Raw genomic sequence first — 25,532 nt, forward strand, 5'->3', positions numbered from 1 at the left:
TATCTAATACTTATATTTTTATAAGCCATTTTTTTATAGATTTGCAGTCTATTTAAATTTAAAAATTGCATGAAAAATTTAAGTCGCACATTTGCTATAGTTGCACTTTTTTTTTCACTAAGTACTTTTTCACAAGAATTAACAGATTTCTCTTCTCTTCTAATTTCTAAAGAGTTGAAGGAGAATGCTAATGCTATTGTGAGGCTAAGTGAAAAAACAATTGAAATTAAAAACGTTGATAAACTCATTGTAAAAGAAAAAAGAATAGTTACTGTTTTTAATGAGTTAGGAAAAAAACACATTAAAGCATATCAACACTACAACAACGACACTCGAATCACCAAATTAACTGCTACTATTTTTGATGTTTTTGGTAAAAAAACAAAGAAATATACTAAAAGTGATTTTGAAGATGTAAGTGCTGTTAGCAGCGGAACATTGTATTCTGATGCTAGGTTAGTATACCTTGAACACACCCCATCTTCATACCCATATACAGTTGTTTTTGAGTCAGAATACAAGAATAATACTACAGCTTTTATTCCACAATGGTTCCCTATGGAAGGTTATAATGTATCTGTTGAAAAAAGCACCTATACCTTAATTAATCCTTTAAACATTGAGTATAGAAAAAGGGAACAAAATTTTGAAGGGTATTTAATTGAACAATCTATAATTAACTCAGGTTTGATTTATCAGTTAACAAATCAACCAGCAATTAAATACGAAAGTAATACCATACGTTTTAATCAATTTACTCCTAACCTATCAATTGCTTTAAATTTATTTGCGTACAAAGGTATTAAAGGAGCTGCAAAAGACTGGAAAGAACTAGGCATATGGGAGTATAATACATTTTATAAAAATACTGATCAAATATCAGAATCCACTAAATCTAAAATACTAACATTAACAAAAGGAATTAATGACCCAAAAGAAAAAATAAAAGTTATTTATGAATTTGTTCAAAATAAAACTAGGTATATAAATGTAAGTATAGGTATAGGTGGTTTACGACCTATGAAAGCTAGTTATGTTGACAAGGTTGGCTATGGAGATTGTAAAGGTCTAACTAATTATACAAGATCCTTATTAAAAGTAGTAGGAATTGATTCATACTTTACTGAATTATTTGCAGGAAAACAAAAAGAAAACATGGGTTATAGTTTTCCTAAAATAGAAGGTAATCATGTTATTTTAAATATTCCTAATAATGGGAAAGATATTTGGTTAGAATGTACAAGCCAAGCAAGTCCTACTGGTTTTTTAGGAAATTTTACAGATGACAGAGATGTATTAGTTATTACTCCAAAAGGAGGTATCCTTAAAAGAACTCCTAGCTATAAAGCTACAAGTTTACAAATAATAAAGGCTAATATTGACCTAAAAGTAGATGGATCACTGAATGCTTCTTTATCAAGAAAATCATACGGTATTCAGTATGACAATAAATTCCATATTGAAAATTACACTCCTAAAGAACTAGAAAAATATTACAAATCTTATGTATGGGATTATAACAATAACTTAGAACTTAATAAAACATCAATAATCAATAATAAAGATGACGTAGAGTTTACTGAAAAAATAGAGTTATCTGTAAATGAGTTTGCTACTGTTAATAATACTAATTATTTATTTAGAGTAAATTTATTAAACAGAACAACACATATTCCTAAGCGTTATAGAAAAAGGAAAAGACCTTTAAAAATTCATCGTAGTTTTATAGATAAAGATGAATACACCATAAAATTACCAACTGGTTATAACATAAGTACCCTACCTAATAAAAAAGAAATCAAAACTAAATTTGGAATCTATAAAGTAACTATTCAAAAAATAAATGATAGGTCTATTATTTACAAAAGAGAGTTTTCTTTACAAGAAGGTGTTTACCCAAAAGAAGACTATAAACCTTATAGAAAATTTATAAAATCAATTGCTAAATACGACAACCTAAGAATAGAACTAATCAAACAGTAAAAACTAATTATGAAAAAGTTAATCATCATCCCTTTTTTATTTCTAAGTATCGTTTTAAACTCTCAAGAAATAAAGTTTGGTAAAGTATTAAAAGAAGAATTAACAGAGAAAACACACCCTATTGATTCAACAGCTGAAGCTGCATATTTATATAAAAAAAGAAGAACCTTTTTTGAATACGATTCTAATAATGGATTTATTATTGTCACTGAAATTCATGATAGAATTAAAGTTTACACTAAAGAAGGTTTTAAATATGCTGTTAAAAAAATAAATTATTACAAACCTGATTCTGGAGATCAAGAAAAAGTAACCAATCTAAAAGCATACACATTTAATATTGAAGATGGTAAAATAGTAAAACAAAAAGTCTCGAGAAAAAACATCTTTGATGAAAAGTTAAGTAAATATAGAAGTCAAAAAAAAATAACATTCCCAAAGATAAAGGAAGGATCTATTATTGATCTTAAGTACAAAATAATTTCACCTTCACGTTCTATTAAAACATTAAACTTCCAATATAACATACCTGTTAAACAATTATATTGTAAGGTAGAAATTCCTGAGTACTATATTTACAATAAAAGAAACAAAGGATATTATGCTATTCCTTTTAAAGAAACATTTGCTTCTAAATCTATTAGACTTACAAACAAAAGAGAGGTTAGAAGTACAGGTACCACTAGTTCAAATTTTTCAACGAATAGAGTAGATTATAGATCTAGCATTTACACATTTACTAAAACTGACATTCCTGCAATAAAAGATAATGAACCCTATGTAAATAATATTGAAAATTACCGTGGAGGTATGGAATTTGAATTGTCTGGAACAAGGTTTCCAAACTCTCGTTATAAAAATTTCTCTACAAGTTGGGAAGATGTATCAAAAAGAATTTACAAATCAACAAGTTTTGGTGATCAAATAGAAAAAGATCGATATTTCAAAGATGACTTAACTATGATTTTAAAAGATGCTAAAAACGACACTGATAAAATAACTTTAATTTTCAACCACGTTAAAAACAAGGTAAAATGGAATGATTATTACGGAAAGTATACAGAAAAAGGCGTTAAAAAAGCATATAAAGACGGTACAGGAAATGTTGCTGAAATTAATTTAATGCTAACTGGAATGCTACGATCAATTGGTTTTGATGCAAACCCAGTTTTAGTAAGTACTAGGTTTAACGGAACTCCTTTATTTCCTACTTTTAAGGGCTTTAACTATGTAATTAGCAAAATAAATTTCCCTGATCAATCATATATACTACTAGACGCTTCTGAAAAATACTCAACCCCAAACACATTACCTATAAGATGCCTAAATTGGAATGGAAGGGAAATACATAAAAACGGAACCTCAAACTGGGTTAGTTTAATTCCAAAAAAGCATGCAAAAGAAACAAATACGTTGCATATAAAAATAAATGACGATTTCTCTATTAATGGAATGTTAAGAACTGTTTACACAGATCATGTTGCGATGTTGTATCGAGATAAAAACAACATTAAGAAAGAAGAAGATGTAATTACAGCCCTTGAAGACAAACACACTATTGAAATTGAAGATTTTAAGAGTCTTAATAAAACTGCTCTTTCAAAAAATATTGTTCAATCTTTTAAATTTGAAGGAGATGATTTTGTAGAAGGTATAAATGAAAAAATATACATTACTCCATTATTTTTCTTAACCCAAAAAGAAAACCCATTTAAATCAAATGAACGTAATTTCCCAGTTGATTTTGGATTGCCTTGGCAAGACAAACATACAGTATCTATAAATATTCCTGAAGGATATATTATGCAATCTATTCCAGAACCTTTAGCTATAGGTTTGCCTGAAAACTTAGGTGTTTTCAAATTTCAAGTAATGCATAAAGGCAACAAGATTAAAGTAATGTCAGTTTCGCAGATTAATTCAAATATAATCTCTCCACAATACTATTCAATTTTAAAAGATTTTTATAAGCAACTTGTTTCGAAACAAAACGAAAAAATTGTTCTCATAAAAAAATAAAACATAGTAAAAACAATGTTTGCATTAATCTTCGAAAGCTATAGCTTTCGAAGATTTTTTGTGTAATTTCATTTGATTTAAAGCTTCTTATAGAACACAAATAGAATATTTTAACATTTCATATTATAAAAATTCTATATTTACATTTCTTATGAAATCTATAACTAACAAATATTCAATACTTTACTTCATAGCTTCGCTATTATCCCTATTTTTTATTGATAATGATGCTATGATAGAATTAGTTTTAAAACTACTTTCTTTGATTTTCTTATCTTTTTTATACTTAAGCACTTCTAGAGAAATAAACTATTGGTATGTATTAGTGCTTCTTTGTTCAATAGCTTCAGATGCTTCTTTAATATTTGACAGTGATTTATTAATGCTTGGCACTGGACTTTTAATAGCAAATAGAGTTTTATATATCATTATATCAAGAAGGGCTCTATTTAGAACTAACCTAAAAACACTTGTTTTTTACTTTACGGTTTGCTTACTTGTTTTTGTAGTTATTTATGTTGTTTTAAAACCTTATTTACAAGAAATTTCATACATATTTATATCACTAGGAATAACATCAGCTATTATGATATTATTCGCTTTTCTTAACTACTTAAATAAAATGAATACCCAAAACAAACTCTTTCTTTTTGGGTTGTTCTTAATAATTACAGGAGATATATTAATGGCTTTTAATAAGTTTTTAGATTATAACATGGCTTATGTACTAATTTATACGATAATTTATTACATAGCTCGTTACCTTATTTGTGAATCTATGATTGTTAATAAATTAAAAAAATAGCCAATATTAATAAACAATCCTTTATTTTCTCATAGGCCTCATTAACCCTTCTTGAGCCACAGAAGCAACCAAAACACCATCTCTTGTGTAAATATTACCACAGGCAAAACCACGAGCTCCAAAAGAATTTGGGCTTTCAACAGAAAACAGCATCCAATCGCTAAAATCAAAATCACGATAAAACCACATTGAATGATCTAAACTAGCCATTTGTGTATTTCCAAAATGAGCTTTACTCGCATTTGGATACAAACAAGCTGTTAAAATATTATAATCAGAAATATAGGTTAAAATTTGTTGCTTTACTGCTAATTCTAAATCTTCGACCTCTCCTTTTAGCTTAAACCAAACATCAACAATAGGAGGTAAATCTTTTTGATCTAACGGATTTACAATTTGTACAGGTTTAAAGTCTATAGGACGTTCAATACTTAAAAAAGATTTCATTTTCTTTGGTAAGAATGCTCCAAACTGATCTAACATATCATTCCAACTTAACAATTCTTCAGGTTGTTTTATATCTTTTTTAATTGGCATTTGATGCTCATGACCTTCTTCTACCTTATGAAAAGAGCAGGCCAATATAAAAATAGTTTTATCATTTTGATGAGCAGTCACACGCCTAGTAGAAAAACTTCCTCCATCACGAATTGTTTGTACATTATAGGTAATTGGAACTTCTAAATTTCCCGCTTCCAAAAAATAAGAATGTAACGAATGTAAAATACGTTCTTTAGGAGTAGTTCTATAAGCTGCATTTAATGCCTGAGCTAATACTTGCCCTCCAAAAACATTAGGACTTCCAATATCTTTACTTATTCCATTAAAGTTTCCTTCTCCTACATCTTCTAATATTAATATATTTAATAACTCCTGAGTATCTTTCATCTTTTTATTCTACTTTTCTATCAACGTTTTATCTTTGAACGGGTGTTTTTGCTTAAACTCTGTTGGTTTTATTTTATTTAAAAACAAACTTAATATTTTATTAGGTATTGTTTTTTTATGACGTAAATAAATTGTCATTTCTTGAGGAACGGCACCTACTGAACTTTTAATTTCACTTGCAGTTCTACCAAAGTTTAAAGTAGTTAGTTTTTTAGTAATTGCCATAGAAACATAATCATACAACATTCTTTGATAAACAGCATATTGTCTATTCAAACTATAATCTATACCCACAAAATGAGCATCTAATGAATTTTGATTAACAATTCCTGATAAAAATCCAACTAATTTATTTTCTAACCAATATCCTTTTAAAATGTAATTATCTCCTAAATTTTCTTTGAGAACTTTATATGTATTTAAATTAAAATCTCCCAAATTAAAACTAGCACTACTTGACACTTTTTTATATAATTTCGTCATCTCAGGTAGTAAGCTATCTATATTACTTTCAGAAATATCTTTCACTTTTAAAGCATTACTTTGCTTTAATGCTTTCTTCGCCTTAACCCTAAACTTTGTTCTCATTGAAGCTAAATAGTCTTCAAAAAGCACCCAATCTTTATCTAGTTCCAATACCATATTGGGTTCTACTTTAAAAGAATAATAGCCTTCATTATGTAAATCATCAGTAATAACAAGTGACTCTTTAATGAAATCTTTTATCATAAAAGCGTCAATATCATTTTTTAATGATGTGTTTTGGTTTACAAAATGTAATAATGCTTTCACAAACTGTTGTAAAACATCCTTTTTATTTTGATTTGGGTGAATAAAAATACCATGCTCTCCAGTTACAAATGTATTTCCACAAGTAAGTATTTTAAATAGTTTTTCAGAAGATAAAACTTTTAATTTTCTACCCATACATTTTACCCACTCAACAATTGACTGCATTTCATTTTGAACACTATCTAAATAAAAATCTATAATTTGTATGGTAGAAAACCCTATTGCTTTTTTATCATCATCCAATAAAACAATATAAAAAAACTGAATTTGTGTATTGCTTTTCTCTAAAGCTTCTAAATATTTGGGATTAAAATATAGGTTATCTAAGCACTGTAGCTCTTTATAAATTTCATCAGGAATTTTATTTATTGATGAAAAATAACGAGCATTAGGGGCATTATTATTACAAGATAAAATGTTCACTAATATTTTATAATTTGAGTGTAAAATACTAAAAGTTTAGCATATATACCATCTTTAATGTATTATACAACTCCTGCATTCCAAACAGGAACATTTAACAATTTACTTATTTTAATCATATCACTCAATAAGTATTGTTTATCCCCATGATTTAACAAATTAAACCTATCTCCTTTATTCGTTACTAAATTTAACTCATAAGAAAAGTAACTTCCTGAAGAACTGCTGCCTTCTGTGAATTTCTGCAGCACTTGCAAGGCATACACTTGCTGGAAAGGCAGAATTTCGCCACCTACAATAATTTTTCTTTTACGCGTATGAATATGCACTTTAGGTGAAAAAAGTAATGCTAAAAAACAGCCTATCAATAAAAATGGCCCTCCAGAAGTAAAAAAGAGCTTACCTCCCTTCATAAAGGTAAGTGGACTAGTATTAAACTGATAATATTCATAAAAAGAAAAAACTACATAATTTAAACCTATTAATAAAAAACTCCATGCAAATATCTTTGTAAATGAACTAGACGTTATTTTATACCCTTTTGGAGTTTTCTTAAATGTTTCACTTGCAAAATTACTACCAGAACTTTCTACAGCTTCCCATGAAATTTGCTCGCCTATAACATCATTTGTATAATCATCAAAAGTAAAGTTTACTTGCTTGTTTTTAGAGGAAGTTTTATTTCTATTAGAAATATAACTTGTTGTAACCATCCCAATACCCATAAATGCTAAAACAAGTAACATTCCACCAGTTTTAAAATAGAGAAACTTTTCTTTCCCATATACTTTTGTGTGTATTGGAACCGTAATTTCTAGCTTTTTTAGCAGATGTTTATCTTTAGAAGTAGGATGTTGCAACTGCCTTAAAGAGTCTAACTTATAAATATCTTTTTGAAGTGTTAATTGTTTTTCTGCATACTTTTTATATTTACCTTCAAACTCAGGTACAAGTACAAAAAAAACAATACCTAAAGGTATTAATAAAAACAGCCAAGAGCTTTTATAGGACAACTTTTTCATAGAATATTTTTTGTGCAAATTTGAGAATATTTTTAGTTTTAATCACAAAAAAACACCTTAGTTTAATTAAATAAACCAAGGTGTTTTACTACTTTGTAGTTCAGTGTTTTACTATCCTACTATATTAATAATTTTTCCAGGCACAATAATTACTTTCTTAGGAGTGCGTCCTTGTAATTGAGCTTGCGTTTTTTCATACGCCATTACAGTTTTCTCTATCTCTTCTTTAGACATATCTAAAGGTAACTCTAACGTAAAACGCATTTTTCCATTAAATGAAACTGGGTAATTTTTAGAACTCTCAACTAAATGAGAAGCTTCAAATTTTGGAAAGTTAACTGTTGAAATAGATTCAGCATGTCCTAATTTACTCCATAATTCTTCTGAAATATGAGGTGCATACGGAGAAATTAATGTTAGCAACGGCTCTAAAATAGCACGTTTATTACATTTTAATGCAGTTAATTCATTCACAGCAATCATAAAGGTAGAAACTGAAGTATTAAATGAGAAATTCTCAATATCTTCTTCTACTTTTTTAATTGTTTTATGTAACGTTTTTAACTCATCTTTTGTTGGTTCATCATCAGAAATAGTGATTCCATTTTCACCAACATATAATTTCCATAATTTTTTTAAGAAAGAATATACCCCTGAAATACCCGAAGTTTTCCAAGGTTTTGTTTGCTCTAAAGGACCTAAAAACATTTCAAATAAACGTAGTGCATCTGCTCCGTATTCTTCGCAAATGTCATCCGGGTTTACAACATTAAACCAACGTTTAGACATTTTTTCAACTTCCCTTCCAACTACATATTTATCCCCTTCTAAAATAAACTCAGCATTTTCAAATTGAGGTTGCCATTTCTTAAGAGCATCTAAATTTAATTCATCAGAAGTGTTTATTAACTTAACATCAACTCTTATTTCATCAGTATCATATTCTTCTTTTAATCCTTTTGAAACGTATTTATCGGAACCTTTTACTCTATAAACTATAGCACTCGTTCCCAAGATCATTCCTTGGTTAATTAGTTTTTTTGCAAACTCATCAACAGGTAGAAGTCCTTTATCAAACAAGAATTTTTGCCAAAAACGTGCATATAATAAATGCCCTGTAGCATGTTCAGAACCACCAATATATAAATCAACCTCTTTCCAGTAATCAACCGCTTCTTTGCTTACAAATTCTCCATCATTCGTAGAATCCATATAACGGTTAAAATACCAAGAACTTCCTGCCCAACCTGGCATTGTATTTAACTCAAGTGGAAACACAGTTTCGTTATTAATTAAATCATTACTAACAACCTTTGCGTTTTCGCAGTCCCATGCCCAAACCTCAGCATTTCCTAGAGGTGGTTTTCCATCTTCTGTAGGTAAATATTTTTCAACTTCTGGTAAAACGATTGGCAAATGTTTTGTGTCAATCATTTGAGGCATTTCATTTTTATAATATACTGGAAATGGTTCACCCCAATAACGTTGACGGCTAAATACAGCATCACGTAAACGGTAATTTATTTTTCCATACCCAAAACCGCGTTTCTCTAATTCATAGATTACGGTTTTCATTCCTTTTTTATAATTTAAGCCATCTAAGAAATCAGAATTCGCTAATTTAATTCCGTCTTTAGCATCATTTGCTTTTTCAGAAATATCAACATTTGCAAAAATATTTGGAATTTGTAATCCAAAATGATTTGCAAAATCATAATCACGCTGATCACCACATGGAACAGCCATAACAGCACCAGTTCCATAACTTGCCAATACATAATCACCAATCCAAATAGGCACTTGTTTACCAGTAAATGGATGCAAAGCATATGCACCAGTAAATACCCCAGATATTGTTTTAACATCTGCCATACGATCACGTTCAGAACGTTTAGCTGTTGCTTCTATATAAGTATCAACTGCCTTTTTTTGTTCAGCTGTTGTAATTTTTGCTACTAAATCATGTTCAGGAGCCAATGTCATAAAAGACACTCCAAAGATTGTATCAGGTCGTGTTGTGAATACATCAATTTTAGCATCGTACCCATCTACATCAAAAGAAACCATTGCACCTTGACTTCTACCAATCCAATTTGTTTGGCTATCTTTTAAAGGTTGTGGCCAATCTATATTTTGAAGTCCATCTAATAAACGTTGCGCATATGCAGAAATTCGCATAGACCATTGCGTCATTTTTTTACGAATCACCTCATGTCCTCCACGTTCTGAAACTCCATTTACAATTTCATCATTTGCCAAAACAGTTCCTAAAGCAGGACACCAGTTTACCTCGGTATCAGATAAAAAGGTTAAACGATATTGTAATAGTATTTCTTGTTGTTTTTCTGATGAGAAACTTTTCCATTCATCCGCAGAAAAAACATCAATATCTTCATCTGAAACTGCATTAATATTTGCATTTCCTTCTGCTTCAAATTTTAAAATTAAGGTTGAAACATCTTCTGCTTTATCGGTATCTTTATTATACCAAGAATTAAATAATTGAGTAAAAATCCACTGAGTCCATTTATAATACTCTGGACTAGAGGTACGCACTTCACGAGACCAATCAAAAGAAAAACCGATATTATCTAATTGACGACGGTATGTTTTTATGTTTGTTTCTGTAGTAATTGCAGGGTGTTGTCCTGTTTGAATTGCATACTGCTCAGCTGGTAACCCAAATGAATCATATCCTTGTGGATGCAATACATTAAATCCTTTATGACGTTTATAACGTGCATAAATATCACTTGCAATATACCCTAAAGGATGTCCAACATGAAGTCCTGCTCCTGAAGGATAAGGAAACATATCGAGTACGTAATATTTTGGTTTATCAGAAGTGTTACTGGCTTTAAAAGTTTGGTTGTTTGCCCAAAATTGTTGCCATTTTTTTTCTATTTCTTGATGATTGTATTGCATTCTTCTTATTTATTCCTATCGTTATAATTAACAAAAGAATGCAGTAATCTATTAATTAGATTTTAACAACAAACTCGTTACTATTACTACGATATTTATTTAAAGGTGCAAATTTACGTTTATTTGAGGATTATAAAAGTTTTATGATATTCAATTCTAAGTAAGTACTGAATTTTATAACAGTATTAAATTTATATTTTCTTTTTTATCCTAAAAAGGTTGACAAAAGTAGACGTCTCTACTATTGTCAACCTTACTCATGAAAGACAATCACATTGAATTAAAAATATTTCCCCTTAAAATTATTTTTACTCTATACATGTTTTATAATTAGACCCTTCCTTATATAATACTTGTAAAACCTCTTTATTAATAAAAAAAGATACAATCGTATTTTCACAACTAAACTCAACCTCATAACTCTTAATATTACTACCTCCATAATTGATTGTTAATTTTTCATTTGTTTTATAGTAATCGAATGTCCTTGGAATCGGAGTTGTAAACACTCCATCAATTCCATAAAATGTTGATCGTTTACCACTTTTAAAAGTATGCTTAACATTTTTCTCAAGCCCTTTCAACAACCAATCACCTTTTTCTAACAATTCAATTTTATCTTCTATTGTTAGTTCTTTAGGTAATTCATCTTCATTAGAGCTACAGCTTGAAAACCCAAGGAGTATTATAATTCCTATAAAAACAATTAGATTACATAAACTTTTCATAATTTCTGTATTTTGGATTAGTGATTTAAGACACTTCGAAATACGTATTATTTATTAAGTTTTACAGCCTAAAACTTAGCTAAGAGGGTTAAAAAAGAATTAAAGAGGAAAAAAAAGAGTTAAACTTTTAAGTAATTACTAATAAAGTAATACTATTATATGTTAAGCCATTGTTTAAATTCAGCTGCTTTATTTTTACTAATAATAATTGCTTCAGGAGTTTCTGATTGTAAAACAATTTTTAATTGACTCTTTCCATATTTAATTATTTTATCAATAGAAGCAATATTTATAATAAACTGCCTATTCGCTCTAAAAAACAAGGATTCATCAAAATTAGTATACATATCATCTAAACTTGCATTAGATGTAGATTTTTTTCCATCAAAACAAACTACATAAGTAATTGTGTTTTCTGTATAAACATAAGCAATGTCTTTAATTAGCACAGGTACTAACTCATTTCTCATGTACGTTAAAATTCTATTTTTATTTTTTTCTGAATTTCCTTCTGTTTTATCTTGCTTAGTTACTTTTATTACTTTTTCCTTATAAGATACAAGGTCAGTATTTAGCTTTGATAAATTCATTACTTCAGAAGTCAAATTAGAGTTTTTTAGTTCTAACTGTTTTTCATAACGACTACCAATTATCCTTACTGCAAATGAAGATAAAACAATAACTAAAATACCCATAATTAAAAAAATTAGGTAAAAATTTCGTCTTAGCTTTTTCATTTGAATTTTAATGCTATTCACATTAACATTTGCCGCTACAATAAGATCGGACGTTTTAGTTGGTGCAATATGAATTACTTCCGAAGTTAATTGAGCTATATTTGATGAATTTGTAACAAGCAGTTCATACAAATCATCAGAATTATTCTTTCCTTTTAAAGATGATAACAAGTTTGAATTAGAGTTAATACTTTGTCCGATTTTAGTTATATCTGGATGACATACCTTTTGTCCAGACCAATTAAACACACTAATAAACCAACTATCTGAGCTAGTTTCAGTAATTGTTTCTTGAAGATTGTTAATAGCTTTATTCTTATCTAAGTTGTTAGATAATTGAAAATCTAACATCCTAGCTATTTCATTTGCTTCTCTTTTACTAGATTCAACTTGAACCTCTATAAGTTGATTAGCACTAGCTTTTATAAAATAATTAGAGGCAACAGTTGCCACTATTAAAAAGACAAATGCTATTGACAAAATCGTTAAAAAATACAATCTATCTTTTCTCATGTTTTACTTTTCAAAAAACGAAATATACTACTATTATTGGTTTTTTAGTGTTTATTTTTTCTTCTTCAACTTTTAATATTACCTTTTCACGTAGATTTGTTCTGTAATTTTGAAATAATTCTTTTTCTTTGAAAAAGAATTAACTTTTGAAAATGTGATTACCAAAAAGACTTTCTTTTTCGCTATTATTTTCTTATTCCTATTATTGATTGGAATAATTACATATCAGTTTTTGATTGTTAATAAAAAGCATTCAAGTACTTCAAAAGTTGAAATCAGTATTCAGTCAACTAAATTAGTAGAGGCTTTTATAGATAATGAAACTAAAGCTGATGATTTATACATCAATAAACTAATACAAGTTACTGGAATTATTAAAGAAATAAATTTTTTAAACGATAAAACTACCCTCATTTTAGAAGGTAACAACTCTAATAATTCTGGAATTATTTGTGACATTCATAAAAGTCAAACAAAAAAACTAACCAACATAAAAAAACATCAAAAAGTAACTTTAAAAGGAATTTGCAAAGGTTTTTTAAAAGATGTAATACTTTTAGATTGTTATATAGATTTTAAAATTAATGAATAAATTACTTGTATTCTTCTTATTCAGTGCTCTTTTTTTTACTCAAATAAGTGCACAAAATCAATTTATTGCTCGGCAGGGGCAAGTTTCATTTTTCTCATATGCTTCTGTTGAAAATATAGAAGCTAAAAACAATCAAGCTTTAAGTATTTTAGATATTGAAAAAAAAGAAATAGCTGTAAGTATGTTAATGCGTGCTTTTGTTTTTAAGAAAAACTTGATGCATGAACATTTTAATGAAAGTTATATTGAATCGGATGTTTTCCCAAAAGCAACTTTTGAAGGAAAGATCATTGATTTTGATCCATTAGCTTCTGGAGTTCAAACTAAATTAATAAAAGGTACCATTACCATTCGTGGTATCTCTAAAGAGATTTCTATAAAAACATCAATTAGTAAAACTCCAAAAGGATTTTATCTAGATGGTGAATTTAGTTTAGTTGTTAAAGATTTCGAAATTAAAATACCTCCAATTTTATCTAATAATATTGCCAAAATTGTTTCAGTTAAAATCAAAATCCAATACCTTCCTTATGAAGAAATCAATCGTTAAATATTTATTCTCTTTTTCTTTTATAGCAGGTTTGTTTTCCATGAATGCTCAAAGTTTATTAACTAAACTAGAAAAAGAATACCAAACAAAGCCAGTAAACGAAATAGCCACTTTTAAAACTACAAGAATTGGTTTAGGTCATTCTATTGAAACTAGAAAAAAGGGAGCTTTAGAAATCTCTCTTTATAGTAGATATTGGAATCATAAAGAGGGGAACACGCAACGTTTTTTAGCAGATGAAGTTAGTGTACGCTTTGGTTTAGACTATGCTATTACTGATAATTTTACAATTGGTGCTGGCTATACAAATTTTAATAAGGTTACGGATGGTTTTCTAAAGTATAAAATTATTAAACAAAAAAGAAACACTAACAAATCCCCATTTAGCATTGTTCTATTTCAAGGAGCTTCTATTAGAAAGAATAAAAATTCTACATCTGGATTATACGGAAGTAGTACTTTAGATTCAAACATCTATAGTTTTACAAGTCAAGTTTTAATTGCCAGAAAATTTAACAGAAAGTTTTCTATGCAGTTAACGCCAACTTTAATTAATCGTACTAATAGTGTTTTTGAAGGTCAACCCAAAAGCCAATTTGCTTTAGGGCTTGGAGCAAGGTATAAAGCAGGAGGACATGTTTCTATTGTTTCTGAATACTATCATGTAACCAACCCTGTAAAATCACCTATAAAAATTTACAACCCTTTTATGGTTGGAGTTAACTGGGAGCTAAGTCATTTACTTTTACAATTTCAAATTACAAATGCTCGAAGTTTTTCTGAGGATGCTTTTATTACACAAACTCAAAATAATTTCAACTTTCATGATGGTAATTTCCATTTTGGTTTTAATGCAACATTTGTATTACATTTAAGTAAAAACAAACTTTAAATTAAGTTTTCAATACTATAAAAAATCGTCTAAAAGTAAATTCTAGACGATTTTAAATAAAAGTAGTTAGTTGATTTTGATAAATCATAAAAGGTAGTACTATGTTTAAATTTAATATTACCTATAAAATATTTCCCCTTCCAGTTATACTGGCTCATCAAATATCTATTTAATTATTAATTGTTTTTCACAAAATTCCTTAAGCGTATTATTTTTAGTCATAAACGAAAGTAATAGAATAGAAATATTTTATCTATTCTTTCTTACATTATAGTAACAGGGAGTAAACTAAAAGGTTTAATGCTCAATGGCGATTCCCATTGAGCATCAAGGGGTAAAATTGTAAGTTAAGTAGTTCTTATAAATGTTTCTTTTTAGTGACCTCTTTCTTATATGGTGAGATTTACTTTATGTTTCATTTATCTAGTAAATGTATTTGTTACTACTTACACTATTATGACACGTTTTAAAACAATAAGTCACTGATTATCAAAATATTTTAACAATTTTTATTTTTATAATCCATAAGCTTTATATTAGCTAAAAAAACTGTTATGAAATACTTTTATCTATCATTTTTACTTTTTATTCTATTAAGTTGTTTTTCAACTCATAAAGTAGCGTTTGAAAAATTTAATTTTATCCATAAAAGTGATACAACTTCTTATAACGAAATACGCTTTACAGGAGGTTCACCACTTGATACTCATAAAGTAATGTATGACAAGTTTGGGAAATGGAGTAAAAAAACATATTCAAATAATATAAAGCACCCCATTTTAATATGGGAAAATATAGACTTATTTTCAAATGGAAAAAAGTATACAATTATAACTAATGGTTATGAAGCCTTTAAATACACTTACTCCTCAATTATAATATTAGATAAAGACGAAACAGATTTACTATCTGAATCATCATCTGAAAAAAAAGTCTTAGCTAATTTATTTTCACGTCTTATAAATAAAAACAATCTGAAAAAAAGAGATTTTTATGAACCCTACTGGAAAGAAGTAGATCCTGAAAAATATAAACGCATAAAAAAAAGGGGTTAAAATAAATTTTAACCCCTTTTTATTTTTCTATAAAAATTATCCTTTAACAGGAACTGAAACTATCGTTTTTCCCCAACCTAAATTCATGGTAAAATTATCGCCTTCACCACTAAAAGCTATTGAAAAAACTTCTAATTTTTCTTTTGCTGTTGAAACCTTTCCGGTTACACGAACTACATCTTCACTTTCTTTATAAAAATATGATCCCCAAACATTTTTAGCTGTACTTAAAATCACAGTCCATTTGGTAGCTCCTGGAATTGTAAATAAAGTGTATGTACCTGCCTTTACTTCTTTACCACCAAAATTCACATTTTTATAAAAAGTAATTTCCGCTGCTTCATTAGCTCCCGTTCTCCATACTTTACCTGCTGGCGCTAATTTATCTAAACCTCTTCCTTTTAACTGAGGGCGACTATATATTACTTTTACCTTCTTATTAGAAACTCTATAGCTTGAAGGGTATGACGCTGCATCCATAGGACTTTTATCTAATCCTGGAAATTCTTGCGCATTTATTTCATTTGAAAACACTAGCGCTATTGTAAATACAATAATTGATAAAATTGATTTTTTCATTATTCTGTGTATATGTGATTATTTCGTATTCGTCTACAAATCTAAATATCCTTACGTTAAACTTTTATTAATTTTAAAAAAATATTTTTACTTTTTAGCTACTAAAAATCTTCTTTGCTTCATTAACTCATATATAAACAATAACAATACACTTAGTCCAAAAAGAGGTAATAAAATTGCTAAGAACACTATAAATAATATAACTACTGCCCCCACTTTAAAATCTTTTTTTACTTTAGGTATTCCCCAGTTTCCTTTTTGCCTTCTTAATAAATATGAAAAAACAGCTCCAATACTCATTAATGTGAGTGCAATGGCTACCCCAAACATTAGCCACCAATTCCATACTCCAAACTGTCCTTGATGAAATACCATAACCCACATTCTTCCTCTCATTAAAATACCTACATCACTCCAGTTATGCGCCTTTAGTAATTTACCAGAATATTGATCAAAATGTAACATTTTTTGAGCTTTTAAGTTACTTGTTTTATTAGATACACTAAATGTGCTTTTGGACGATTTTGGTAGTCCTATACTTATTGTACCCTCTAAATTTTGCTGTTTTGCTATAAAAACCATTTTATCTAATGTTAATGATTTATTAGCAATCGCTGAAGATAACCCTCTTCCATTCCATGTTTTTGGATATCCTGTATTGGTTACTTTCTGCACCCATTTAAAATTACCTCCAAAAACATCTGTCCATGGTAAACCACCTGCTAAGGTTAGTAATAACAAACCTGAAATCCAAAACCCTAACACTGCATGTACATCTCTAAAAAGAATTCTTTTTCCTTCTTTGTATCTAATTGTAAAAACACCTTTAATACCTCTTTTAAAAGGCCACCAAATATATAGACCTGTAATAATAAGTACAATCATCCAACTTGCAATTAGTTCAATAATTTTTGTTCCTACTTTACCTCCTAATAATTCACCATGTAGTTTTCTAACGCTATACATCCATGTGTCTTTTGATGAAAACTTTCCTGATACTTCATTAGTATATGGATTTACAAATAGTGATTTTTTATGACTAAATCTACCTGAAACAAACTCTATACTTTCTTCACTATTTACAGGTAAAACCATTGCATTTGGTTTCTTTTTCATATGCTGTATAGCAACATCCCATTGTTGTTGAAAGGAGTGTTTTACTTCACCTTTTCCTACTACATGTTGAATATTCTTTTTTACCTCCTTTTCTACTTTAGGATTAAACAAATAAATAGCCCCCGTCACCGAAAGCACTAATACGAAAGGTAATGATATTAAACCAGCAATAAAATGCCACTTCCACAACCATTGATTCAAATTTCTATTTTTCATTTCATTCTTTAAAAATTATACTTCACTCCAAAATGAAATGCTCTTGGGTTTCCAATACTGTACGTATTTTGTTTACCCCATTTACTATAAGAAGCTCTTACTGCATACAACTTATCAAAAATATTTAAGGCTTGCCCCCAAATTTCAAACTGTTTGTACGTATAATTTGCTCTAAAATTAAAAACTTGATGACCACCATAAGTAGAAGTTCCAAAAACTGAATTCCCTAATCCATCTTTGCCAACAACGGCTTGTCCTTCAAAACTAGTATTATATTTTCCTATTTGTTCATGTTCAAGTGTTACTAATAAATTATTAATAGGTTTATAATTCAAAGAAGTTATTGCTATATATTTAGGTGCAGTTTGCATATCAGTATTAGAATAATCTACATTATTATCAAAAAAAGAACGATACTTATGAGTTGCATAACTACCACTATAATTCACCCATAAATTATGAATAAAATTATATTTAACTCCTAATTCAATTCCTTTTGAACGTGTTTTTCCAGCATTCTTTTGAACAAAATCTCCGTTATCATTTCTAATAGAAATCAACCTATCAATTCCATCTAATTGATAAATAGCCACATCTACTTTTAATTTTGAAGGAATCATAAAGTACCCTCCAATTTCATAATTATGAAATTTAGCAGGTTGTAAAGAAAATGCATTTCCAGTTGTATTTTTTCCATTTCTAAACAAAGTTCCAACTTGTGGTGGCGTAAATCCTTTAGAGTAATTAGAATATATTCCCGCATTTTTACTTAAATTCAAGTTAACACCTAACTTCGGTGAAAAATTAGTATAGGTTACATTTGTATCTTGTACTCCTGAATTCCCTTCATCTTTGTTATCATACTTATATTTAAAACCATCATAACGAATTGCACCAGTTAACTTAACATTTTGTAAAGGTGATATTTCAAACTGTGCATACCCTGCATAATTAAAAATATCTGCTTCGTACTTTAAAATATAATCTCCTTTTTTAATAGAATAATATATATTTTTAGCAGATGCAACATCAACAGTTACATCAATATTTTCTGCTTGATAAGTTTGTGGTGAAAAATCAGTTGTAGCACCAACTATTAAACTTGAATTAGCAAAATTAAAATCTATTTTATGCTGAATTAAACCAACATAACTTTTAAATTTATTAACGTTAATTTCTCCTTTTCCTGTACCATCTAAAACTCCCCCAACTCTGTTTTGTTTAATTCTATAAGATGGTAATTGGTTCATTTCATTATTTCTGTATATAAAATTAAAAGAAGTTTTATTTCGATCATTCCAAAATTTATCTAACGTAGAACGAAACCTATAAGCTTTTGCCTTACGCTCAGTAAATGTTTGATTGCTTTTATAATTTCCATCTGTATAATTTTTCTCAGAAATTGATCCTGACATATCAGAGCGATAGTTTATATATGTTAAACTATTTGTCCATTGTAAGCTCTCAGAAAACTCATTTGCATTTTTAAATGAAACAGCCGTTTTTTCATAATCAGAATGCCCTACAATACCATTATCTCTTCGTACATGATGCCCTCCAATATAAAAACCATGCTTTTCTTTTACCGTTGTTGAAGCTTCAAGTTCATATCTTGTTAACCCTAAATCATTAATTTGAAAACCTATGGAACCACCAAACTCTTTACTAGGGTTTTTAGTAATAAAATTAAAGCTCCCTCCAATAGCTTCACTTCCATAAATACTAGAAGCTGGCCCTTTCAATACCTCAACTCTATTAAAGGTCGTATTATTCATTTCTAACAAAGCATTATGATTAAACACTGCTACTGGACGTATTGGCAAACCATCTTCAACATATAAAAACAATGATTTTGTTGATATTGGAGATCGAGTAGCCATAAAATGTTGCTCATTACTTGATGCTTTTGAAGTACTCATAAAAACTCCTGGAACTTGATTTACCAGCTGCTCTATTCCAAATGCTTTCATTTCCTTTATTTGGTTCGCTGTTAATAATCCAATAGAAGCCGAAACCTCTTGTCTTTTTTGTGTTTCTCTACTTGCCGAGATTATTACTTCCTCTAAGTTTTCAATGTCCTCGTCTAAAACAATAGTATTGTAACCCTCTTTTAAAATTACTTGTTTTGTTTTATAACCTATAGCTGATACTTGTACACTTTCATTTTTTAACTTTATAGAAAAGTTACCATCGAAATCGGTAATTGTTCCTTTCTTTCTATTCTCTTGTGATATAATTGTAGCTTGTACAATAGATTCTTTTTGCTTTGTAACTACTTTTCCTTTAAAAATAGTTTGAGCTGAAGTATTTATTACAACAAATAGCATTGTAATACATACCATTAAATATGTTTTCTTCATTCTTTTTAAAAATTATAATTTAAATAGATGCTTGATCTATATTTTATTTTAATAGTTCCTTGCGCTAATTTTTGTTGTACTGGATACATTGCTAATGCTCCTATTGTTAGCTTATTTGTATTATACTCAGCTCCAAAACTTGTAAATAAAGCATGCCCTTTTGTATTTTTAATTGGTACATCAAAAACTTTATTACTATCATAAAACTCTCCTGATACTCCCACAGATGGAACAAAATTATTTTTGCCGACATCTTTGAACATATAAAAAAAAGTACTACTAAAGTTAAACTGGTTACCAAATTGGTACTCTTTGCTATTAGCAGTTTTTAAATAATAATTAAGATAGTTTGTTACTCCCCAGTTATTATGTTTATATACATATTGTACGTTGGTAATTACATCAATACTACCAGTACCTAACTGAAAACTTGGGTTAATTGAATTATTAACTGTTTCGTCATAATTTCCAGTAGGAAGCTTTATACCTCCTCCCACTTTTAGTAAGTGATTAGATGTTGAAATCACATCTTTTTCTTCATTATAACTACTCTTTTTTTTATTTAAAACAGTGTAACTAATTAAAAAAGAGATATCTCCCAACCCTTCAATTCCTGTTGTTTTATTTACATACTCTCTTGAGTGAAAATGAAAAGGAACAAAAATTTGAGCTTCTAAATACCCTTTGATTATTGGAATTCTAGACCAAACCTGTATTGTATTAAAAAATTCATTTATTATTGGTGAATTATTAAAAATACCATCTTTAGATTGGTACTTTTGATGTAGGTATCTTACCCCTATGAAATTATTATCAATGATTCCTCCCAGTCCTAAACTTCCTCCATTGTTACTACACCCGCAGGCATCGCAGTCATCTAAAAACGAAGTGTAATATTTAGGAAAAGGATTATTTGCCTCTAATTTCACTGATAAAAAACACATTAAAAGTGCTACTATTATTTTATTCTGTAAACCTCTTATCTGTAATAAATTCTTCATCTGTTAATGTTTTTAAGAAAGTAATTATTGCTGTCTTCTCCTCTTGTTTTAATTGAATTCCAACGATGCCTTTTGTGCTTTTAAGAATAGGATCTAAATTTTGTGTTTCTTGAATTCCATTAGAATAAAAATTAAGTACTGAAACTAATGAACCAAACCTTCCATCATGCATATAAGGAGCAGTTAGCTCAATATTTCTAAGACTAGGAACTTTAAACTTGTATTTATCTTCTTCTAACAAAGTAACTGTCATTCTTCCTAAGTCATTCAAATCTGGATTAATAGGTAGTCCATTATTCCTAAAAGCATCATCTGTAAATAAATCTGAAGTATGACATGAAGCGCATTTTTCTTTAAAAAGCACTAGTCCTTTTTTTTCTTCATTTGAAAAATCTCCCCCCTTTTCCTTTCTAACATATTTATCGTATTTAGAATTCGATGAAACCATCATCAACATAAATTGTGACAATGCTTTAAATGTATTGTCTGCATTTATTTTTCCATCTTCAAACGCTTCACTAAACAACTGTTTATATGCTTTATCTTTTTGTAACTTCTCAATAACATTCGTTACAGTTTCATCCATTTCATCTGGGTTAGTAATTGGTATTATCGGAAAGAGATCTAAATGAAAAGCTGCTCCATCCCATGAAAATTGTTTTTGAAAAGCTACATTTTGAATAGGCTGAGTATTTCTTTTACCTTTTCTATCTTCAACACCATGACTAAACTGATGTCCATGATGGGTAAAAGCAAATTTTTGTTGATGACAAAAAGCACAAGAAACCACACCATCACTAGATAATTTTCCATCATGGTACAATTTCTTTCCTAACTCAAACCCTTTCTCTGTAATAGGATTTGAACTTAAATCATAATGTGGCTCAGGAAAATTACTAGGTTTTTCAAATACAAGCTCTATATTAGTATATACCTCACCTTTTTTACAACTAAGAAAAGTACATACCAATAATACTATCAATATTTTTTTCATTACGTATTATTTTTACAATTGATTAAGCTTAATCAATATCAATTAGTATAACAATTCAAAAGAATGGTGTTAAATACCATTCTTTTGAATTACGTAATGTTAATGATGAGTTGCATTATGAACATGATGCACCATGAACATATCTGTATAATTTTCAGATATATTTGAAGCTTTATCACCTCCCATAATAGTTGAGCCCTCAGATAATTTGATCTTTGTTTTTCCGTCTAGCATTTTGTTAGCATCAACTTTAATATGCAATTGAGGAGACGTTTCTTTGCTTACAATAGCAATATCCATAGGTAGGGTTACCTCCTTGTATAAGTCTACCGTAGTTCCTCTACTTGCTATATGTAGCATAAAAGGAGACGCTGTAGCTTGAGTGTTTTCTTTATAGTTCCCTTCTAAAACAACAAATTTATACCCTGCTTGCCAACTCCAAGTTAAATTATAACCTTCAGCTAAAGTCCAAAAACCTTGTTGCACAGCTTGACCTTGCTTAAAACGCTCTTGATCTACACCTATTCCAAACTTAATTTTGGTATATCTCCCGGCAGGTACATCTTTAAGTGAAATTTGAACTTTTTTAGTTTTATTAGTTCCTCCTTCACTTATTATAAAGTAGCTATTATCTTTCGGGTAAACTACTTCTTTGCCTTCTTCAGTTATAAGTACAAAATTACTAACGATATAATCAAAAGAATTAATAGTTAATATTTCACCGTTTCCATTAGTATATGTTGAAGTTCCTAATAACAATTTATCATTTGAAAATCCGTTATCAAATTCAATTGCTACTTCATTTTTTCCTTCTAATTTTTCATTTCCTATTTCGTCATCACTACACGAAACAAAAGCCATAGCTAGCGCTATGAAAGTTATTATTTTTTTCATCTTTTATATTTTTTTACAGCAAATTTTAACATACATATTGTTATACTCTTCCATAATAGCTTTGATCATAGAAGAGGCTTCTTACTGTAAGAATTGTATTAAATAAGTTTAAATTATGTGAATAACTACACTAACCTACTATTAAAAAAAGTAAGCCAGTTAGTTAAAAAAGTATGTAAAAATTAAACTGTAGGTGGATGAAAAATTTCTTTATTAAATAAGTAGTAGTACCCTTTTTTATAGGAAAATTGTTGTGTTTTTTTATAGAAACCTTCTCTTTCGCTTTTAACCTTTAAAATACTAACAAATCCTATAGGATATTCTTCCATAGATATTCGTAAAGAGTTAAAATCATCTTCTTGCTGCTGTTCAAGTTTTTTCATAAGCTGACATTTTCCTTTACAGCTCATCTCAGGTTTATCTTTATTTATACATAATATTTTTGATATGTAATCATAATTAATTACATACTCTACAAATGGAGCAATTGGTCTTAACATTGCCACCATATATAAAATAACAAAAATGTATATGTTTATTTTTTTTAACAAACCTTGATTATATTCGGTGCAAAGATAATTTTAGTTTTTTAAAAAGAATATGATATTTAACATATTTCTTTACTATTAAGAACCTGAACCTTTTAACAATTAATGATTTTTACAAGAATGAGATTCTCTAATTATTAGAAAAAGAATGCTTTGTAAGTGCTATTTTAATTTATTCTAAATAAATTACTATATTTGCACTTTATATTAAAAGAATATGATTGTTTTTTACGTTGATAATAAAAAAGTTACGCCTATAGTATCTCTAAATAATGAGAAAACTATCTGTGACTCTATTTGCTCATCAAACTGCATAAAACCAAAAGGTAAATGTTGCAATAAGTACCTAAAAAAAGGCATCAACTGTAAGCGATGCCCTTTAACTTTTGATTTAAAAGCTGTATCTTAAACTAATTATTCAACTTTTAATAAGAAATAGTTTTTCTTACCTCTTTGTAATAACACGTATTTATCAGCTATTAAATCTTTTTCTGTAATTGTAAAATCTTCTTTTACTTTTTCTTTATTTACAGAAATTGAATTTTCTTTTAAAGCTCTTCTAGCATCTCCATTTGACTTTAAAAAATTTGTTTTAGCTGCTAAAGCTCCTATCATATCTAACCCCTCATTGATATCAGAAGTACTAACTGAAGCTTGAGGAACCCCATCAAATACATCTAAGAAGGTTTGCTCATCTAAACTTTTTAAATCTTCCGCTGTTGATTTTCCAAACAATATATTTGAAGCCGCTATTGCTTTATCTAATTCTTCTTTAGAGTGTACAAAAACAGTAACCTCTTCCGCTAATTTTTTCTGTAATACTCTCTGATGTGGTGCTTCTTTATGTTCTTCTATTAAAGAGCTAATAGTTTCTTTATCTAAAAATGTAAAAATTTTGATGTACTTTTCTGCATCTTCATCAGAAGTGTTTAACCAAAATTGATAAAACTTATATACAGAAGTTTTATCAGCATCTAACCAAACATTTCCTCCTTCAGACTTTCCAAATTTAGATCCGTCAGCTTTAGTTATTAATGGACATGTAGCTGCATATGCTTTTGCCTCTTCACCAACATTCATTCTACGTACTAATTCAGTACCTGTAGTTATATTTCCCCATTGATCAGAACCTCCCATTTGTAATTTACAGTTGTAGGTTTTATATAAATGGTAAAAATCGTACCCTTGAATTAATTGGTATGTAAATTCAGTAAAACTCATCCCTCCACTACCTTCTCCAGAGATACGCTTCTTTACAGAATCTTTTGCCATCATATAGTTAACAGTAATACGCTTACCTACATCTCTAGCAAATTCAATAAAAGAAAAACTCTTCATCCAATCGTAGTTGTTTACTAAAATAGGTGAGTTTTCACTGCCATTATCAAAATTTAAAAAACGCCCTAAGGTTCTTTTAATTCCCTCTACGTTTTTAGCAAGTGCTTCTTCATTTAATAAATTACGCTCATCAGATTTCCCAGATGGATCACCAATCATTCCAGTAGCGCCTCCAACTAAAGCAACAGGTTTATGCCCTGCTTTTTCAATATGAACCAATAAAATAATTGGAACCAAACTACCAATATGTAATGAGTCTGACGTTGGATCAAAACCTATATAAGCCGTTGTCATTTCTTTTTGCAATTGCTCTTCGGTTCCAGGCATCATATCATGTATCATACCTCTCCATTGTAATTCTTCAACTAAATTCTTGGTCATTATTATAATCTTTTTTGGTTTACAAATATAGTGTTTCGAAATTTTTTAACATCATCCACATTATGTCAATTTAATTTTAACCATAGAATTAATATTTACCAAACAAGGAACATGAAATCATTTTATATAAAAAAAACTTTTGAGCTTATTTAACAAGGTTGCTTTTTTTATATTTGATAGT

21 protein-coding genes are annotated in these 25,532 nt (G+C 28.7%); 7 read left to right on the top strand and 14 right to left on the bottom strand.

What is annotated here, in order from left to right; all coding sequences use genetic code 11:
• The first annotated feature begins 69 nt into the window (after positions 1–69).
• The 3 genes from BLV71_RS04205 to BLV71_RS04215 all read left to right on the top strand — a co-directional run bounded on the left by BLV71_RS04205 (position 70) and on the right by BLV71_RS04215 (position 4,807).
• Positions 70–1,983, top strand: a complete 1,914-nt coding sequence (locus tag BLV71_RS04205; protein ID WP_093869336.1) for a DUF3857 domain-containing protein — start codon at positions 70–72, stop codon at positions 1,981–1,983.
• Positions 1,984–1,992: 9 nt separating this feature from the next.
• Positions 1,993–4,002 carry a DUF3857 domain-containing protein gene (locus BLV71_RS04210; protein WP_093869337.1) on the top strand — a complete coding sequence of 670 codons (2,010 nt, stop codon included), beginning with the start codon at positions 1,993–1,995 and terminating at the stop codon, positions 4,000–4,002.
• 151 nt (positions 4,003–4,153) lie between these two features.
• Positions 4,154–4,807 (top strand): lysoplasmalogenase family protein, encoded by a 654-nt coding sequence (locus tag BLV71_RS04215; RefSeq protein WP_093869338.1) that lies wholly within the window; start codon positions 4,154–4,156, stop codon positions 4,805–4,807.
• Between the two features lie 21 nt (positions 4,808–4,828).
• Here the strand turns inward: BLV71_RS04215 and BLV71_RS04220 are convergent, their stop codons facing one another.
• From BLV71_RS04220 to BLV71_RS04245, 6 genes are all read right to left on the bottom strand, one after another.
• On the bottom strand, positions 4,829–5,695 hold the full coding sequence (locus tag BLV71_RS04220) for an acyl-CoA thioesterase (RefSeq protein WP_093869339.1): 867 nt from the start codon (positions 5,693–5,695) through the stop codon (positions 4,829–4,831).
• A 9-nt stretch (positions 5,696–5,704) separates the two neighbouring features.
• On the bottom strand, positions 5,705–6,910 hold the full coding sequence (locus tag BLV71_RS04225) for a GNAT family N-acetyltransferase (RefSeq protein ID WP_255405115.1): 1,206 nt from the start codon (positions 6,908–6,910) through the stop codon (positions 5,705–5,707).
• Positions 6,911–6,972: 62 nt separating this feature from the next.
• The gene (locus BLV71_RS04230) at positions 6,973–7,932 is read right to left on the bottom strand and encodes a hypothetical protein (RefSeq protein ID WP_093869340.1); all 960 of its coding nucleotides are present in this window, start codon (positions 7,930–7,932) and stop codon (positions 6,973–6,975) included.
• A 111-nt stretch (positions 7,933–8,043) separates the two neighbouring features.
• A complete protein-coding gene (leuS, locus tag BLV71_RS04235) occupies positions 8,044–10,857 on the bottom strand; it encodes a leucine--tRNA ligase (protein ID WP_093869341.1) in 2,814 nt (937 codons plus the stop codon).
• Between the two features lie 308 nt (positions 10,858–11,165).
• Complete coding sequence (locus BLV71_RS04240) at positions 11,166–11,585, bottom strand: hypothetical protein (RefSeq protein WP_093869342.1); 420 nt, start codon at positions 11,583–11,585, stop codon at positions 11,166–11,168.
• Positions 11,586–11,740: 155 nt separating this feature from the next.
• The gene (locus tag BLV71_RS04245; protein WP_093869343.1) at positions 11,741–12,835 is read right to left on the bottom strand and encodes a LytR/AlgR family response regulator transcription factor; all 1,095 of its coding nucleotides are present in this window, start codon (positions 12,833–12,835) and stop codon (positions 11,741–11,743) included.
• A gap of 154 nt (positions 12,836–12,989) precedes the next feature.
• Between BLV71_RS04245 and BLV71_RS04250 the strand changes: the two genes are divergently transcribed.
• The 4 genes from BLV71_RS04250 (at position 12,990) to BLV71_RS04265 (ending at position 15,924) form a co-directional block, all read left to right on the top strand.
• Positions 12,990–13,427 carry an OB-fold protein gene (locus tag BLV71_RS04250; RefSeq protein WP_093869344.1) on the top strand — a complete coding sequence of 146 codons (438 nt, stop codon included), beginning with the start codon at positions 12,990–12,992 and terminating at the stop codon, positions 13,425–13,427.
• On the top strand, positions 13,420–13,977 hold the full coding sequence (locus BLV71_RS04255; RefSeq protein ID WP_093869345.1) for a YceI family protein: 558 nt from the start codon (positions 13,420–13,422) through the stop codon (positions 13,975–13,977). Before BLV71_RS04250 ends, BLV71_RS04255 begins: the two co-directional genes overlap by 8 nt.
• Entirely contained in the window at positions 13,958–14,869 is a 912-nt protein-coding gene (locus tag BLV71_RS04260; RefSeq protein WP_093869346.1) for a DUF5777 family beta-barrel protein, read from the top strand. Before BLV71_RS04255 ends, BLV71_RS04260 begins: the two co-directional genes overlap by 20 nt.
• Positions 14,870–15,423: 554 nt before the next feature.
• Positions 15,424–15,924 carry a hypothetical protein gene (locus tag BLV71_RS04265; RefSeq protein ID WP_093869347.1) on the top strand — a complete coding sequence of 167 codons (501 nt, stop codon included), beginning with the start codon at positions 15,424–15,426 and terminating at the stop codon, positions 15,922–15,924.
• Between the two features lie 36 nt (positions 15,925–15,960).
• Here BLV71_RS04265 and BLV71_RS04270 read toward each other — a convergent pair whose 3' ends face one another.
• The 8 genes from BLV71_RS04270 to tyrS form a co-directional block, all read right to left on the bottom strand.
• Entirely contained in the window at positions 15,961–16,503 is a 543-nt protein-coding gene (locus BLV71_RS04270) for a DUF2911 domain-containing protein (RefSeq protein WP_093869348.1), read from the bottom strand.
• An 87-nt stretch (positions 16,504–16,590) separates the two neighbouring features.
• Positions 16,591–17,835: a PepSY-associated TM helix domain-containing protein gene (locus BLV71_RS04275; protein WP_093869349.1), complete on the bottom strand. Its 1,245-nt coding sequence runs from the start codon at positions 17,833–17,835 to the stop codon at positions 16,591–16,593.
• A gap of 8 nt (positions 17,836–17,843) precedes the next feature.
• On the bottom strand, positions 17,844–20,195 hold the full coding sequence (locus BLV71_RS04280) for a TonB-dependent receptor (RefSeq protein ID WP_093869350.1): 2,352 nt from the start codon (positions 20,193–20,195) through the stop codon (positions 17,844–17,846).
• Between the two features lie 5 nt (positions 20,196–20,200).
• Positions 20,201–21,196 (bottom strand): transporter family protein, encoded by a 996-nt coding sequence (locus tag BLV71_RS04285; RefSeq protein WP_093869351.1) that lies wholly within the window; start codon positions 21,194–21,196, stop codon positions 20,201–20,203.
• Complete coding sequence (locus BLV71_RS04290; RefSeq protein ID WP_093869352.1) at positions 21,159–22,190, bottom strand: cytochrome-c peroxidase; 1,032 nt, start codon at positions 22,188–22,190, stop codon at positions 21,159–21,161. Before BLV71_RS04290 ends, BLV71_RS04285 begins: the two co-directional genes overlap by 38 nt.
• Positions 22,191–22,289: 99 nt before the next feature.
• Positions 22,290–23,084, bottom strand: a complete 795-nt coding sequence (locus tag BLV71_RS04295) for an MbnP family protein (RefSeq protein WP_093869353.1) — start codon at positions 23,082–23,084, stop codon at positions 22,290–22,292.
• A 182-nt stretch (positions 23,085–23,266) separates the two neighbouring features.
• On the bottom strand, positions 23,267–23,584 hold the full coding sequence (locus tag BLV71_RS04300; protein ID WP_143032754.1) for a hypothetical protein: 318 nt from the start codon (positions 23,582–23,584) through the stop codon (positions 23,267–23,269).
• A 462-nt stretch (positions 23,585–24,046) separates the two neighbouring features.
• Positions 24,047–25,351, bottom strand: coding sequence for a tyrosine--tRNA ligase (gene tyrS, locus BLV71_RS04305; protein ID WP_093869355.1), 1,305 nt, complete (start codon positions 25,349–25,351; stop codon positions 24,047–24,049).
• Positions 25,352–25,532: the final 181 nt, after the last annotated feature.

Source organism: Tenacibaculum sp. MAR_2010_89 (genome assembly GCF_900105985.1).
GTDB classification, from domain to species: domain Bacteria; phylum Bacteroidota; class Bacteroidia; order Flavobacteriales; family Flavobacteriaceae; genus Polaribacter; species Polaribacter halocynthiae.